At 64.1% G+C, this 14,228-nt stretch carries 18 protein-coding genes; 15 read left to right on the top strand and 3 right to left on the bottom strand.

The window, feature by feature from the left end; all coding sequences use genetic code 11:
- Positions 1–29 precede the first annotated feature (29 nt).
- The 14 genes from DEIPE_RS21315 to DEIPE_RS21255 all read left to right on the top strand — a co-directional run bounded on the left by DEIPE_RS21315 (position 30) and on the right by DEIPE_RS21255 (position 12,053).
- On the top strand, positions 30–2,540 hold the full coding sequence (locus tag DEIPE_RS21315) for a heavy metal translocating P-type ATPase (protein ID WP_015231608.1): 2,511 nt from the start codon (positions 30–32) through the stop codon (positions 2,538–2,540).
- Complete coding sequence (locus DEIPE_RS21310) at positions 2,537–2,917, top strand: cupredoxin domain-containing protein (protein ID WP_015231607.1); 381 nt, start codon at positions 2,537–2,539, stop codon at positions 2,915–2,917. The genes DEIPE_RS21315 and DEIPE_RS21310 overlap by 4 nt, the downstream gene beginning before the upstream one ends.
- A gap of 4 nt (positions 2,918–2,921) precedes the next feature.
- Positions 2,922–3,149: an SHOCT domain-containing protein gene (locus DEIPE_RS21305; RefSeq protein ID WP_015231606.1), complete on the top strand. Its 228-nt coding sequence runs from the start codon at positions 2,922–2,924 to the stop codon at positions 3,147–3,149.
- A gap of 79 nt (positions 3,150–3,228) precedes the next feature.
- Complete coding sequence (locus DEIPE_RS21300) at positions 3,229–3,753, top strand: TlpA family protein disulfide reductase (RefSeq protein WP_425387754.1); 525 nt, start codon at positions 3,229–3,231, stop codon at positions 3,751–3,753.
- Between the two features lie 113 nt (positions 3,754–3,866).
- Entirely contained in the window at positions 3,867–4,064 is a 198-nt protein-coding gene (locus tag DEIPE_RS21295) for a hypothetical protein (RefSeq protein WP_015231604.1), read from the top strand.
- Between the two features lie 70 nt (positions 4,065–4,134).
- Positions 4,135–4,476 carry an urease accessory protein UreH domain-containing protein gene (locus DEIPE_RS25355; protein WP_157449135.1) on the top strand — a complete coding sequence of 114 codons (342 nt, stop codon included), beginning with the start codon at positions 4,135–4,137 and terminating at the stop codon, positions 4,474–4,476.
- Entirely contained in the window at positions 4,473–4,784 is a 312-nt protein-coding gene (locus tag DEIPE_RS25350) for a sulfite exporter TauE/SafE family protein (RefSeq protein ID WP_052326872.1), read from the top strand. Before DEIPE_RS25355 ends, DEIPE_RS25350 begins: the two co-directional genes overlap by 4 nt.
- A 367-nt stretch (positions 4,785–5,151) precedes the next feature.
- Positions 5,152–6,753: a PQQ-dependent sugar dehydrogenase gene (locus tag DEIPE_RS21285; protein WP_015231603.1), complete on the top strand. Its 1,602-nt coding sequence runs from the start codon at positions 5,152–5,154 to the stop codon at positions 6,751–6,753.
- A gap of 84 nt (positions 6,754–6,837) precedes the next feature.
- Positions 6,838–7,434, top strand: coding sequence for an SDR family NAD(P)-dependent oxidoreductase (locus DEIPE_RS25190; protein ID WP_015231602.1), 597 nt, complete (start codon positions 6,838–6,840; stop codon positions 7,432–7,434).
- A gap of 96 nt (positions 7,435–7,530) precedes the next feature.
- Positions 7,531–8,106: a DUF1684 domain-containing protein gene (locus DEIPE_RS21275; RefSeq protein ID WP_245557665.1), complete on the top strand. Its 576-nt coding sequence runs from the start codon at positions 7,531–7,533 to the stop codon at positions 8,104–8,106.
- 114 nt (positions 8,107–8,220) lie between these two features.
- Positions 8,221–9,132 carry an ABC transporter substrate-binding protein gene (locus DEIPE_RS21270; protein ID WP_015231600.1) on the top strand — a complete coding sequence of 304 codons (912 nt, stop codon included), beginning with the start codon at positions 8,221–8,223 and terminating at the stop codon, positions 9,130–9,132.
- Between the two features lie 26 nt (positions 9,133–9,158).
- Positions 9,159–10,319, top strand: a complete 1,161-nt coding sequence (locus tag DEIPE_RS21265; protein ID WP_245557664.1) for an ABC transporter permease — start codon at positions 9,159–9,161, stop codon at positions 10,317–10,319.
- Positions 10,320–10,350: 31 nt separating this feature from the next.
- Positions 10,351–11,280, top strand: a complete 930-nt coding sequence (locus DEIPE_RS21260) for an ABC transporter ATP-binding protein (RefSeq protein ID WP_015231598.1) — start codon at positions 10,351–10,353, stop codon at positions 11,278–11,280.
- Positions 11,281–11,339: 59 nt separating this feature from the next.
- Positions 11,340–12,053 carry an ABC transporter permease gene (locus DEIPE_RS21255; RefSeq protein ID WP_015231597.1) on the top strand — a complete coding sequence of 238 codons (714 nt, stop codon included), beginning with the start codon at positions 11,340–11,342 and terminating at the stop codon, positions 12,051–12,053.
- 83 nt (positions 12,054–12,136) lie between these two features.
- On the opposite strand, the gene DEIPE_RS24330 is transcribed toward DEIPE_RS21255, so the two are convergent.
- Positions 12,137–12,340, bottom strand: a complete 204-nt coding sequence (locus tag DEIPE_RS24330) for a hypothetical protein (protein ID WP_041231855.1) — start codon at positions 12,338–12,340, stop codon at positions 12,137–12,139.
- A gap of 16 nt (positions 12,341–12,356) precedes the next feature.
- On the opposite strand from DEIPE_RS24330, the gene DEIPE_RS21245 reads away from it, so the two are divergent.
- Positions 12,357–12,686 (top strand): hypothetical protein, encoded by a 330-nt coding sequence (locus DEIPE_RS21245; RefSeq protein WP_015231595.1) that lies wholly within the window; start codon positions 12,357–12,359, stop codon positions 12,684–12,686.
- A gap of 175 nt (positions 12,687–12,861) precedes the next feature.
- On the opposite strand, the gene DEIPE_RS21240 is transcribed toward DEIPE_RS21245, so the two are convergent.
- Both DEIPE_RS21240 and DEIPE_RS21235 read right to left on the bottom strand, forming a co-directional pair.
- Positions 12,862–13,320, bottom strand: a complete 459-nt coding sequence (locus DEIPE_RS21240; RefSeq protein ID WP_015231594.1) for a hypothetical protein — start codon at positions 13,318–13,320, stop codon at positions 12,862–12,864.
- 110 nt (positions 13,321–13,430) lie between these two features.
- Positions 13,431–13,889: a hypothetical protein gene (locus DEIPE_RS21235; RefSeq protein WP_015231593.1), complete on the bottom strand. Its 459-nt coding sequence runs from the start codon at positions 13,887–13,889 to the stop codon at positions 13,431–13,433.
- Between the last annotated feature and the right edge of the window lie 339 nt (positions 13,890–14,228).

Here is a 14,228-nt window from a genome sequence, read left to right as displayed (position 1 = left end):
TACCGAGCGCGGCCACAGGAGGGAGCGACATGACGAAGCAGGGAAACGTGTCCGTACAGGCGGAGTTGCCGCTGGAAGGAATGACCTGCGCGAGCTGCGTCCGCCGGGTGGAACGCGCTCTGGAGAAACACGACGGCGTCGTCAGCGTGCAGGTGAACCTTCCGCAGGAGAAGGCGTACGTGCAGTACGACCCCGCGCGCACGAACGTGGAGCAACTCCGTCAGGCCGTGCAGGGCAGCGGGTACGACGTGCGCCTCAGCACCATGGACCTCACCGTGGAAGGCACCCAGCCGTTCACGGACGCAGCCGCCCTGCACCGGACGCTGCTGGACGCACCCGGGGTGACGCACGTGCAGGCGGACCCGCCACAACGAACGGTTCGCGTGACGTACGTATCGGGCGTGACAAGCTTCGCGGACGTGCAGGCGCACGCTGAAGCGGCCGGGTATCACCTGGCGCGTGAGGGCGCGCAGGAGGATGTGGATCCGCAGGTGGAAGCGCGCGCGCGCGAGTACCGCCTCCTGATGGCGAAATTCTGGTTCGCGGCGGTCGTCGCCGTTCCAGTGTTCGTGACGATGTTCATGGAGCTCAGCCCGGCCTTTGGGGAGGCGCTGATGGCGTACCACCGCGTGATCGGCATCAGCGCGTCGGTGCTGACGTTCGCGGTGCTCGCCTGGTCCGGCGGGCAGTTCTTCAGCGGCGCCTGGAATAACCTGCGCAACCACAACGCGAACATGGACACGCTCGTGGCGCTCGGCACGGGTTCCGCGTGGGCGTACTCCACCGTCGCGGTGCTCGCCCCCGGTTTGTTCCCCGCGGGCACCGCCGGGATGTTCTTTGACGTGGCGGTGGTGATCATCGCACTGATCGTCCTGGGGCAGGCGCTGGAACTGCGCGCGAAAACCCGTTCGGGCGCGGCGATCAGGAAACTGCTGGAGTTGCAGGCGAAATCCGCGCGCGTCGTGCGCGGCGGGCAGGAAGTGGAAGTGCCCGTCGAGCAGGTTGCGGTAGGGGAGACCGTCATCGTCCGTCCCGGCGAGAAAGTCCCGGTGGACGGCGTGATCCTCGACGGGCAGAGTGCGCTCGACGAGAGCGTCGTGACGGGCGAAAGCGTACCCGTGGACAAGAAGAACGGGGACAGCGTCATCGGGGCGAGCCTGAACACCACCGGCGCGTTCACTTTTCGCGCGACCAAGGTGGGCAAGGACACGGCGCTCGCGCAGATCGTACGGCTGGTGCAGCAGGCGCAAGGGTCAAAAGCGCCCATCGCGCGGCTCGCGGACGTGATCAGCAGTTACTTCGTGCCGGCCGTGATGATCATCGCGATTGTCACGTTCCTGGTGTGGTTCAACTTCGGCCCGGCGCCCGCGCTGAACTTCGCGGTCGTGACCGCCGTGACGGTCCTCGTCATCGCCTGCCCGTGCGCACTGGGCCTCGCCACCCCGATGGGCTTGATGGTCGGTATTGGCAAAGCCGCGGAGAACGGCGTGTTGATCCGCAACGGTGAAGCACTGGAGACCGCTACGCGGCTGGACGTGATCGTGCTTGACAAGACCGGCACGATCACCAAGGGCAAGCCGGAACTCACGGACGTCCAGCCGCACGGAAGCTACGGAGCGGACGAGTTGCTGATGCTGGCGGCCGTGGCGGATAAGCGCAGCGAACACCCCCTGGCGGAAGCCATCGTGCGTGGCGCGCGCAATCGGAATATCGACCTGGGTGAACCGGAGGCGTTCGGTGCCGTGCCCGGTCACGGGGTGGACGCGACGGTGGCCGGGCGGCGTGTGCTGGTCGGGAACGTGAAGCTGATGCAGCGCGAAGGCATCGACGCGGGCGTGTTCGAGCAGGACGTCGCGCGCTTCGCGGACGAAGGGAAAACGCCGATGTTCGTCGCAGTGGACGGCGCTCCCGCCGGGGTGATCGCCGTCGCGGACACCATCAAGGAGGACTCGGTAGAGGCGATCAAGGCCCTGCGCGCGCTCGGGTTGCGGGTGGTGATGATGACCGGTGACAACGAACGGACCGCGCACGCGATCGCCAGGCAGACGGGCATCAGCGATGTCCTCGCGGAAGTCCTGCCGGAAGACAAAGCCCGCAACGTCGCGGCGTTACAGAAAGAGAACGCTGCTGGCAAGGAACGCGGCGGGCGGGGCGCGCGTCTGATCGGCATGGTCGGGGACGGCATCAACGACGCTCCCGCCCTCGCGCAGGCGGACGTGGGCTTCGCGGTCGGCACGGGCACCGACGTGGCCATCGAAGCGGCGGACGTCACCCTGGTCGGTGGGAGCCTGCGCGGCGTCGTCACCGCGGTGGAGGTGTCACGCGCGACACTGAAGAACATCAAGCAGAACTTGTTCGGCGCGTTCATCTACAACCTGCTGGGCATTCCCATCGCGGCGGGTCTGCTCTTCCCGTTTGTGGGCATTCTGCTCTCCCCGATCCTGGCGGGCGCGGCGATGGCCCTGTCGAGCGTGACGGTCGTCACGAACGCCAACCGCCTGCGTTTCTTCAAGCCCCGCCTCGCGGAGGTGAAAGCATGACCGCCACGCAACTGATCGTGAACTTCGCCGGGCTCGGCGTGATCGCCTGGATCGTCTGGTGGTTCTGGCTTTACAAACGCGACAGCGTCCAGGCACAAACACAGGAGGGAGGCATGCAGGAAATTGACGTGACCGTGAAAGGCGGGTACCAGCCCGCCCTGATCGAAGTGAAAGCCGGACAGCCTGTCAGGCTGAACTTCACGCGACGCGAAGCGAGCACCTGCGGGGAGGAAGTCGTCCTGCCCGCCTTCGGACAGCGCGCCCACCTGCCGGAGAACGAGACCGTGACGCTGGAAGTCACGCCGCAAGGGCCGGGCGAGTACGAGTTCACCTGCGGAATGAACATGTACAAAGGCAAACTGATCGCGAGGACCTGACGTGATGGGCATGATGAACATGATGGGCGGCGCGTGCGGCATGAGCATGCTGCTCACCGCGCTGTTCTGGATCGCGCTGGTCGTCGCGGTGGTGTTCCTCGCGCGGTACGTGCTGCGTCAGTCCAGCCGCAGCGGCGAAGCGGACCGGGCGCTGGAAATCGCGCGTGAACGCTACGCCCGCGGGGAGATCAGCGACGAGGAATTCCAGCGCCTCAAACGCGGCCTGAGTTGAGGAACACCACGTTCCCGTATTGGAATTGAACACGCGAGTGACGTGATGACGCGAGCGCCGAGCAGTGCCGCGCTCGCCGGTGAGGTGCTTGCTGAGAAGATGGATACCGCCGATCCTGTCGGCATTGCTGGTGATCGTCCTGGCGGCCGCGCTGCTGCGTGGGGGTGCGGAAGGTGTGCCCCTGCTCGGTCAGGCCGCCCCGAACTTCAAGCTGGAGACGCTGGACGGCAGTTCGCTGGAATTCGCGCAACTGCGCGGCCGGCCGGTGCTGATCAACTTCTGGGCGTCGTGGTGCCTTCCCTGCCGTGAGGAAGCGCCCCTGTTGCAGGAACTCGCCGCTCGTCAGGACGACCGGGGCCTGGTGGTGGTGGGCGTGGTGTTCCAGGACACCCTCAAGAACGCGCGGGCGTTCCGTGACGAGTTCAACCTGACGTTCCCCAGCGTCTTCGACCCCGGCTCGCGCACCGCCATTGATTACGGCGTGTCCGCCATTCCCGAGACGTTCTTCGTGGACCGCCACGGGGTGGTGCGCGCTTTCGTGCAGGGAACCCTCACACGCGAACACCTCACGCGGGAGCTGCCGAAGATCGGCGTGACGCCATGACGCGCCTACGCCGGGGTTCTTCATCACCGCTTGAGGTTCGCGGGTCTTTATCGCCGCTGAACACGAGGTGGGTACGGTAAGCGCATCCCGGCCAGGCCGGAGAAGGAGAACCCATGAAGAAAGCCGTACTGACCGCCCTGATCGGCAGCAGCTTGCTCCTCGGCTTCGCGCACGCACAGACGAGCGACACCCCGTCCAGAGGGCCCGGCGCGTCCCATCACGAGCGCATGCAGACCGGCATGCAGCACATGAACGAGCGCGGCATGACGGAAATGATGCAGCACTGCCAGCGCATGATGGAGCAGCACTGAAAGGAAGGCGCCCCGCGTGATTCACGCGGGGCGCCTTCCTTTTGTTCCGTCAATCTCCCCGGGTGTCCGTGTGCCAGTCACGCCGCATGTGCAGGCGCAGCACCATCAGGATCACTTCGAAAACCGTGGTGAGGACCCCGAAGACATCCCACGCTTCCACCTCGCCTGCTTTCGGGCCGAGCAGGACCTGCGGGCTGGTCATTCCCGCGCGGGTGCGGCCGGGCCGATCGTGATGTTCCTGCTGGCGAAACTGATCGCGTACACGCTTCTGGGCGCGCTGCTCGGCGCGCTCGGGTCGTTCCTGGCGCTCACGCCGCTGATGCAGGCCGCCCTTCAGTTCACGGTGGGCGTGTTCATGATCGGGAACGCCTTGCGGTTGCGGAACGTCCACCCGGTCTTCCAGTTTTCGTGATTGAACCGCCACGGCGCGTGACGCGCTTTATCCGCCAGCGTTCCAACCGTCCGGGCGATCCGGCCACGCCACTGTCCCTGGGCGCGTTGACGGTGCTGATTCCCTGCGGAGTGACGCAGACGGTGATGGCCCTGGCGGTCGCGTCGGGAAGCGCGTGGAGCGGCGCGACGGTGATGTTCGCGTTCACGCTCGGCGCGTCCCCGTTGTTCTTCACCCTCGTGTACCCGGCCACGCGCCTCGGCCGGCACCTGAAGGGCGTGTTCTTGCGGGTCGTGACGTGTCCCTGCTGCTGGGCGTGTACGCCCTGAGCGGTGCGCTGGGCCCGCCGGGCGTGAGGCGTGGTGCACCTGAATGTTTTCCTCACTGAGGAGTTGCAAGAGTTCCGTGTCGTGTACGAACCACGCGCTCGTCATCTGCCCGCGTTGTACCAGAGGAGACGCGTTCCGGGATGCTGCTTTTCGTATCCTTCCTGAAGGCTGTTCTCAGTAAGGCTTCATCTTGATCGCTGACTTTAGACGATTGTCCTTGCTCATCGCTGTTTGTTCGACTGATGCGTTTTTACTGTTGCTTTATGCGCCCGGCTTAACGTCAGTACTGTCGTCCAGGCGACACAGCGATGAGTGCTCACGCTCTTACGCTGAACCTGACCAAATCATGAGAACAACAGGAGGAAAGATGATGAACAAAAGAAGCAGAAACGCCCTGGTGGTCACCCTTACCCTCGCCACAGCACTCATCGCCCAAACCGCCCTGAGCGGTGGAACAGAAGGCCCGTCAGCCAAGCAACAGTCCAACCAGCAGCAACAGACCTCCACCGCCCAGGGCGTCTTCGTCCTGCCGGACGGCTACAAGATTGAGAAGGTCGTGGACGGTCTCACCTACCCGACCGCCCTCACCTGGGACGATCAGGGGAAAATGTACGTCGCCGAGGCGGGCGGTGGCTTCCTGGAACAACTGAGCGCCTCACGCATCATGCTCATCGAGAACGGCAAGGCCAGACAAGTCGTGAACCTCACCGACCAGACCCTGCATGGCTCCGGCACGAATCGCGGGGTGCACAACCCGGTGGTCGGTCTCGTCTGGCACGACGGCGCGTTCTACTTCACCCACCGTGACCCCAAGGACCTCACCGGCGCGGTTTCACGCGTGACCAAGGACGGGAAGATGGAGCGGCTCCTCAGCGGCTTCATCGACAGCCAGACGGAACACCAACTCGATGACATCAAGATGGGCCCGGACGGAAAAATGTACCTGCTCTCCGGTCCTGCTGCGAATGCCGCCGTGGTCGGCCCGGACGAGAAACCCTACCTGATACGCAGTCCCAAAGCGCACACCACGCCATGTAAGGACATCGTCCTAAAAGGCCTCGACTTCCAGTCGGAGGACTTCCGAACGGAACAGAAGGGAGACATGGTGCGAACGGGCGCTTACGTTCCCTTTGGCACCGAAACAACACCCGGTCAGGTCATCAAGGGACGCACCAAGTGCGGTGGCGCCATATTGACCTTTGATCCCAAGGACCCGGAAGGCACCCTGGAGGTGTACGCCTGGGGAACGCGTAACCTGATCGGGATCGCCTGGGACGATCAGGGGAACGCGTATGCCGCGGAGAACGGCTATGACGTGCGCGGCTCACGGCCCGTCAACGATCAATACGACGCGACGTACCGCATCAAGAAGGGCGCCTGGTACGGCTGGCCTGACTTCTCTGCGGCGAAAGAGCCCGTGTCACTTCCCAAGTTCGCTCCACCAAAAGAGCACCTGGCTGAAGTGTTCGTCAACGGGAAATCGCAAGGCAAGATGGTCGGTACCGTCATCGACCATCAGGCCAGTGGACTCACCCCACCGGATCCCGCCCTGGTGGCGGGCCTGCACCCGGTGAACTCCTCGCCCTCCATGCTGGACGTCGCACCGGCGTCATGGGGTGACTGGGCAGGTCACATCTTCGTCGCTGAATGGGGTGACCTGGCACCTCCTACCAACCCGCTGCGCAAGCAACCCGTCGGCTCGCGCATCGTCCGGATCGACCCGAAGACCGGCCAGAAGCAGGTCATGCCCTTCATTCACAACCGGCGGCCCGGACCTGCTTCCACGCAGGGCGCGAAAGGCATGGGGCTGGAGCGGCCCTTTGACGTGAAGTTCGGACCGGACGGCGCGATGTACATCGTGGATTACGGACAAGTAATTACGGATATGGAGCGGGCGAAGCGGGGGCTACCACCCCATGAGCCGCAGGCGGGTACGGGCATCATCTGGAAAGTGACCAAGAGCAAATGACGCTGCAATGAACTGCTGACTGACGGGCAGGGAGCCGCTCCCTGCCCGTGCGCTGTCAGGAGCAACAGGCGAAGAAAGAGACGCATGAGCCAGGACAACCTGAAAACAGGGCGCCTTGAAGGGAAAGTCGCGGTGATCACCGGCAGCGACTCCGGGATGGGCCAGGCCATGGCCGTCGAGTTCGCCCGCGAAGGCGCGGACGTCGCCGTGACGTACCTGCACGACCAGCAAGGCGCGGACAAAACCCGCCAGGAAGTCGAAGCGCAGGGACGACGGGCCATCGTGGTACAGATCGACCAGCGTGACGAACAGCAGGTCGCGCAGCTTTTCCAGCGCACCCGGCAGGAACTCGGCACGCCCTTCATTCTCGTGAACGACGCTGGCGTCGACTCCACCGGAAAGCAGGTGGCGGAGATGCCCCCGAAGACTGGGAAAATGAGCTGCTACTCACCGCCGAACGCTCTCACGCTCCAGAGGACATCGTCAACCACATTTGAAGGACGCCGGATATTTCCGTGGCTCAAGCCCGACGTGACTCATGAATCCTGGTTCACATCCCACCCGGTGATCGTCGATAGCGACAATCACTTTGCCGGGCTCCTGCGAGCCGGCAGTCGTAACCTCATTCGCGCACAGCGCCCAACGCAAGGCGACATCGATGCTCTCCCGTGCCAAAGCTGAGTATCCAGCGGGTAGGGTGGAATGATGTGGAACCCGACAACTGAAGACCCAGGCTCCGAGGTCGCCTTTGAGACGCTGCTGGACTGGCGCAGGAGGGTGAATCACCTCTACGCGCGAGTGCATTCGTTGCTGCCCACTGACCCCGTCGCAGCCCACGCGCTGTGGCGTGCGGGCCGTGACGAATTATTCGCGCAGCACCCACAAAGCCCGCTTGCCCGGCAAGCGCGGCTTGGCTTCCAGGGCCTGCACGTCTGGCGGTACGATCCCGCTTTCGCCTTCACTGCCGTCATTCAGCCCGTGGAGGAGCAGCGCCTTGAGGTCCTCACCTCCACCGGGGCGCCGATGCCCCTCGTGCGTTTCGGGCAGGTGACGTTACCCATCGGCAGGCTGGAGGTGTTCTGGATCGACGTGTACGGCGGGGGGGTGTTCATTCCGTTTCGCGACGCGACGAGCGGTCGTGTCACTTACGGAGGTGGGCGGTACCTGCTGGACACCGCCAAGAGCGCTGACCTGGGTTCGACGGCGGGCGGGGAGCTCATCCTCGACTTCAATTTCGCTTACCACCCTTCGTGCTTCTACAACGACGCGTGGAGCTGCCCGCTTGCCCCGCCAGGGAACGTGTTGAGCGTTGAAGTTTGCGCTGGTGAGCGGGCCTCCCCTGTAGATTCCTGAAGAGTTGATTCCTGAAGAGAGCGTGGAGAAGCCGTTTTCATCTTATGTCGTCTGGAGAACACTAGAAGCGCCGGGCAGGCGATACAGTTCAACATCGAATCATTGGAGGTTCTGATGAAGCTGAAACATTTACTCGTACTGACCGCGCTCAGCGCCGGGACTGCCCTCGCGGCCGACCCGATCACTGTCGCCAGCAAAAGTGCAACCGAGGGTCAGCTGCTCGGTCAGATGATCATCCTCACCCTGGAGGACATGGGCCTCAAAACCGTCGATAAAACCGCCCTGGGTGACACGGGTACATCACGCCGCGCCCTCACGTCCGGCGAAGTCGACATCTACCCGGAGTACACCGGCACCGCGCTGAATGTGTTCTTCAAGGATCAGAAGTTCGACCCGTCCCTCGCAAAGAACGCGAGGAAGTCCTACCAGACGGTCAAGGAACTCGACGCGAAGAACGGTATCGTGTGGCTCGCTCCCGCCCCCGCCAACAACACCTGGGCCGTCGCGCTCCCCCAGAAATTCGCCAGTGAGCACAAGATCGCCACCCTGGCCGACTTCGCGAAGTACGTCAACGGCGGCGGGAACGTCAAGGTGGCCGGTAGCCCGGAGTTCTTCAACCGTCCGGACAGCTTCCCCGCCTTCGAGAATGCCTACGGCTTCCAGCTGAAACCCGACCAGAAACTCATCCTGGCCGGCGCCACCACCCCGCAAACGCAGTCAGCGGCGGCGAACGGCACGAACGGTGTGAACGTCGCGATGGCGTACGGCACCGACGGGAGCCTCGCGGCCCTGAAGCTGGTGGTGCTCAGCGACCCGAAGGGCGCGCAGCCGGTGTACCAGCCTGCCCCCACCGTGCGCGCCGAAGTGCTCAAAGCCCACCCGGAAATACGCGCACGCCTGGACAAGATCTTCACCAAGCTTGACCTCAAGACCCTGCAGGACTTGAACGGCCAGATCGCCGTGGAAGGCAAGAACGCGCGTGATGTCGCTCAGACGTACCTCAAGAGCAACAACCTCATCAAGTAACCGCCCTGCCCGTTCACCGGTAACCCTTGAAGCTTAACGTCACTCGCCACGCCACGTCCGGCCATGGAACAGTTCGCCTGATCCTGCTGGGCGTGGCGTTCATGCTGATCGGGGTCCTCCTGCCCTGGGTGATGCTGCGGCCCAACCGCCTCGCCGCCGGTGAAGCCGTCCACCTGGGCAGTCCCGCGTGGCTGCTGGCGCTCGCCGCGCTGGTCATCGCCGCCACGGCACGGCGGTCGCTCTGCGTGGTTGTGCTCGCCAGTGCCGCACTGATCAGCACCTTCGTGCTGTTCGGACACACCGCCGAACGAATCCTCGCAGAGCAAGGACCCATCGCGCGGGCATCCGCGAGTTCCGGGGTGTGGCTGTTCGGTTTGGGTGCGGCGGTGACGCTGTGGGGTGGCGCGTTCGAGCAGCGCGCACGTGGGGCGCCATATCGCTGGCTGCCCTGGTTGTGGCTGCCGGTGGTGGCCACGTTCGTGCTGCTGGGCGGGTTGAGCGGCTGGTCCGTGTGGCAGGAGGGACGCGTCGAGGCCGCACGGTTGACGCAGGAAGCGGCGCAGCACGTCCGCCTGGTCGTCACGGCGCTCAGCTTGGCGCTGGTCATCGCGGGACCCCTCGCAGTGTGGGCATCGCGCAACGCCCAAGTGGCCGGGGCAGTGCTGTCGTTCGCGGGTGCCGTTCAGGCGTTGCCCAGCCTGGCGTTGCTGGGTTTGCTGATCGCGCCACTCGCCGCGCTCGCCAATGCCTTTCCCGCGCTGCGCGAGCTGGGTGTGGCGGGAATCGGCGTGGCGCCCGCACTGGTCGCATTGACGCTGTACGCCCTGCTGCCCCTGCTGCGCAACGGCGTGACCGCCTTGCGCGGCGTTGATCCCGCGGTGCTCGATTCGGCGCGCGGGATGGGCATGAGTGACGCGCAGCGCTTCTGGCGCGTGCAACTCCCACTCGCCCTCCCGGTCTGGCTTTCAGGTGCGCGCCAGGCGACAGTGTTGCTGATCGGCGTCACCGCCGTCGCCGCCCTGATCGGTGCGGGTGGGCTGGGCGTATACATCTTTCGTGGTCTGAACAGCGCCGCCCCGGATTTGATTCTGCTCGGCGCGATTCCCGCGACCATGCTGGCGTTCCTCGCCGACGCGGCGTGGCGCCTGCTGGAGTGGCTGCTGGTCCGGCCCGCACGACAGCCATGAACGGGATCAAGGGAGGCGGGAAGGAACTGGCATGACGTCAATCGAGCTGCACCAACTGGACAAACAGTACGGAAGCGTATACGCGGTTCGCGACCTGACCCTGCACTTCCCGGAGGGACGCATCACGGCGCTGCTGGGCCCCTCGGGGTGCGGGAAAACCACCACGCTGCGCATGATCAACCGCTTGGTGGAACCCACGGGTGGGCGGGTGCTGCTCGGCGGACGCGACACGCGCGAACTCAAGGGTGAGGAACTGCGCCGCAACATGGGGTACGTCATCCAGCAGGTAGGCCTGTTTCCGCATTACTCCGTCGCGCAGAACATCGCGACCGTCCCGCAACTGCTCGGCTGGGACCGTGCGCGAATCACCCGGCGCGTGGATGAACTCCTCGACCTGGTCGGCCTGCCCCCTGACGAATTCCGCTTGAAACGACCCGCTCAACTGTCTGGCGGGCAGGCCCAACGCGTCGGGGTGGCGCGCGCCCTGGCCGCCGACCCGCCGGTCCTGCTGATGGACGAGCCGTTCGGGGCGCTCGATCCCATCGCCCGCGAGCGGGTTCAGGACGAGTTCCTTGCCATTCAACGGCAACTGCACAAGACGGTTGTGCTGGTCACCCACGATCTCGATGAAGCCTTACGCCTCGGGGACTACATCGCCCTGATGCACGCCGGTCAACTCGCGCAGTTCGGCACGCCCGACGAACTGGTCCTCACGCCTGGCAGTCCCTTCGTGGAACGCTTCCTGGGAGACGACGCGCACATCCGGCGCTTGGCGCGCAAGACGGTGCGGGACTTGATGAGCCACGAACGCGCCAGCACTGCTGGTCCGGGGATCGACGTGAACACCAACGCTCGCACCGCCCTGGCCTGGATGCTCCGCGAGGGCGTCGCGGAACTGCGCGTGATGGAAGGCGAGCGCACCGTGGGTCGCTTGACCCTGCGTGACCTGGGAGGGGCGTGAAGCAGCGTACCGCTCGGCGCGGACATCGCGCCAATTTACGACCGAGACGAGTCGGGCGCGTGCCCGTCAGCGTGCTGGTCTGGCCGGCATTATTGCTGGTCGCGCTCATCCCCGGGGTACTGCCCGCCCTGCTGGCGCCCCTCAACGCCGGGCAGTTGCCCCTCACCGACCGGCCGTTGTGGCGACTCACGGTGGAGCACCTTCAGCTGGTCATTCTTGCGGAATTTATGGTGATCACGCTGGGTGTTCCGCTGGTGGTGTTCGTGACGCGCTCGGGTAACCGGGCGTTTCTCAGCCTGGCAGAAACACTGGTCGGACTTGGGCAGACGGTACCTACCCTGGCAATTCTCGCACTGGCCGTTCCCATACTCGGCTTCGGTATGGCGCCAACCCTGCTCGGCCTGGTGCTGTACGGCTTGGTACCGGTGGTGTCCAACGGTATCGTGGGCCTGATCGGCGTGAATCTCGCGGTGCTGGACGCTGCGACCGGGATGGGCATGACCAAAGGGCAGCGGTTCTGGCGCGTCGAACTGCCGCTGGCCCTGCCGGTCTGGTTGGCCGGTGTCCGGACCTCCATGGTTTTCAACGTGGCCGTCGCAACGGTCGGTGCTGCACTCGGCGCAGGCGGCCTGGGACTGCCGATCATTCTCGGGTTGTCACAACAGGACACGGCGCTGGTCTTCCTGGGGGCATCAGTCGCGGCCCTCCTGGCTTTGTCACTTGACGCGCTGCTGGGCGTGCTGGTCGCGTTCACGGAAAGACACGCCCGATAGCACCGAGCGGTGAGCCTCAGTACCTCGAACAGCAAGGGCAGAAGTTCGTGGTGCGCGCAGCCCACCTGGACCGTCGAGTGAAGTCAGACTTCAAGCAGCCAGCCCGACCGGTACTGGAAGTCCTGAAGGACGCTCCTCTGTTGGCGACCATGCAGGTGAGCCGGCTGCTGTTCGACGAGAAAGCCAAACGGCGCCTGGACGTGCAGGTACAGGTGTTTGGCCGGCAGGTCTTCTTGCCCGATGCCACCACGGCTTCCCTTGACGGCGGTGCGCGTCGATGCGGGCACGAAAGTGGAAGGCTGAGTGCTGTTCAGCAACCTGCGCTTTCCTGACACGGCCTGGAAGGACCGGATGGAACTGACCCGCAGGATGGTGCTGGTGTACCGGCAGCGGTTTTCGATTGAGGATGTCTTCGCCTGGACCAAAGGGGCTTTGGACTGGGAGAGTGTGCGCGTGCTGGATGATCAGGCGTTGCGGGTGGTCGTGGCGTTCAGCTGGATCGCTGCGGCGTTTGTGTTCGAGTTGAGCGGAGAAATGGACCAGCAGGAGGTGTTGTTGCTGGCGGAGTTGGGTGGCGACGTGGGAAGGAACCGCCAGGGAAGCGGGCGACGGCCTTGGGCTTGGAGCGGCTGAGCGTTTACCTGAGTGTGTACAGCGCATTCACTGCTGTCGGCAGGAGCCGGGAGTTGGTTGCTCTCACCGCCAAGTTGTTCGGCTCAGTTGGCGGCGTCCAGCAGAACTCCAACGCTCCGTAATCACGAAGATGGTGATCTGGGCGCAATCAGCAGGCCCGGTGATGACGCTCGGGTCACTGTCGGGAGGGGGTTAACTTGAAGTTCAACACCGCGGGTTGCGCTTTGAGGGAAGAGCAACGCCACTGTGTTTGAGGGTAGGACTGGTAGCTTGTGGTCGCTTCGACATCTTGAGGTTGGTAACCGGGGGCGGAGATGGTGAAGCGGTAGGTCCCTTCCGGCCACCCGAACGCGCACGCGACGGTGCACTTGAGCGTCTCGCCGTCCAGCATCACGTTCCTGGCGGCGTTTTGGGCGCGTCCCGTGAACAAGCCGGAGGTGTCACTCAAGTTGCCTTGCTCGCCATTGATGGTGAGGTTGGTGATCAGCACTTCTCGAATGGCCGTGCCGCTGGTCGCGTCAACAGCACTTTGAATGTTCATGAGCTGCCCGGGATATGGGGGGACAGAGGCAGGACAGAGTACGCCACCACAAGCAGAGAGGGCCAGTGGGGCAAGACCGGCGACGATGACCATTCGCATTCCTCAGGTTACTCTTGCTCGTTCCTCGCAGCGCCTGCAAACCAGGCAGGATGAGGCCAACACGAAGCAGATCCATTGCCTGGCAAGGAAAAACGCTGCTGTCCTCAGCGGTGAAGACGCTTCAATACGAGGACAGCAGCGAGCAGAGCGACTCCGAAACAGAGCACCCCAACGAGGAGGTCCGTCAAGTCACGGGCGTCATCCAACCAGCCTTCATACCAGTTCCTGTAGAGAATGCCTCCTGCAAGCAACACCGCGGCCCCTCCGTACAGGTTCAGCAACCCAAAGAAAATCTCCTTTGCTCGCTCCTGCAATGATTCATCTCGCGGAAAATGAAGTGGAGTTGGACTGCGTTTCCACCAGATGGCAGCCACCACCCCACCTCCGATGACGACCATTGCAGCGAAGACGAAAAAGAAGTCCTCTTCCCGCCACTGACCGTGCCGCTGAAGCCAGCCCTGTGTTCCACCCAGCAAGCGGGCCAAGGAGGAGAGAACGATTGGGGCAAGGACAAATACGGCGAGGACCAGTTGCCAGTTGGGTTCGCGATGTCGCCGCTCCATGCCTCACAGTAGACGGCACGCCTTTCTGCGACCTTCACTGAACCGGGATGGTTGCCCCTCACGCCCGATGTGCGGTTCGGAGCAACAGCTCCGTTACGACGAAGACTTCTTCCGATTCCGTGTCGCTGTCGCTATTCAGTCGTCAGGGTAGAACCCGTTGGCGCTATTGGGGCTATACGTCGTTGCACTCGTCCTTTTCCGCTCTCCATGAATTTTGTCCGCATGTCAGAATACCGCTCCGGGACCAGCGATTGCCCTGCTGGTGATCGAGCACCGGGTTCTCGCCAAGCACCGAGGTGGGATGCGTGACTCCAGCACGAACCACATGCCGCACGCAGC

Source organism: Deinococcus peraridilitoris DSM 19664, from assembly GCF_000317835.1.
GTDB classification, from domain to species: domain Bacteria; phylum Deinococcota; class Deinococci; order Deinococcales; family Deinococcaceae; genus Deinococcus_A; species Deinococcus_A peraridilitoris.
The sequence above is the reverse complement of the archived record's forward strand: the minus strand, read 5'-3'. Positions and strand labels throughout refer to the sequence as shown.

Bases quoted from the DNA above. Each gene is read 5' to 3' on its own strand.
- DEIPE_RS21310 (WP_015231607.1), top strand. From the start codon at position 2,537: ATGACCGCCACGCAACTGATCGTGAACTTCGCCGGGCTCGGCGTGATC.
- DEIPE_RS21235 (WP_015231593.1), bottom strand. From the start codon at position 13,889: ATGGAGCGGCGACATCGCGAACCCAACTGGCAACTGGTCCTCGCCGTA.
- DEIPE_RS25190 (WP_015231602.1), top strand. From the start codon at position 6,838: ATGAGCCAGGACAACCTGAAAACAGGGCGCCTTGAAGGGAAAGTCGCG.
- DEIPE_RS21305 (WP_015231606.1), top strand. From the start codon at position 2,922: ATGGGCATGATGAACATGATGGGCGGCGCGTGCGGCATGAGCATGCTG.
- DEIPE_RS21285 (WP_015231603.1), top strand. From the start codon at position 5,152: ATGATGAACAAAAGAAGCAGAAACGCCCTGGTGGTCACCCTTACCCTC.
- DEIPE_RS21240 (WP_015231594.1), bottom strand. From the start codon at position 13,320: ATGGTCATCGTCGCCGGTCTTGCCCCACTGGCCCTCTCTGCTTGTGGT.
- DEIPE_RS21295 (WP_015231604.1), top strand. From the start codon at position 3,867: ATGAAGAAAGCCGTACTGACCGCCCTGATCGGCAGCAGCTTGCTCCTC.
- DEIPE_RS21260 (WP_015231598.1), top strand. From the start codon at position 10,351: ATGACGTCAATCGAGCTGCACCAACTGGACAAACAGTACGGAAGCGTA.
- DEIPE_RS21270 (WP_015231600.1), top strand. From the start codon at position 8,221: ATGAAGCTGAAACATTTACTCGTACTGACCGCGCTCAGCGCCGGGACT.
- DEIPE_RS21315 (WP_015231608.1), top strand. From the start codon at position 30: ATGACGAAGCAGGGAAACGTGTCCGTACAGGCGGAGTTGCCGCTGGAA.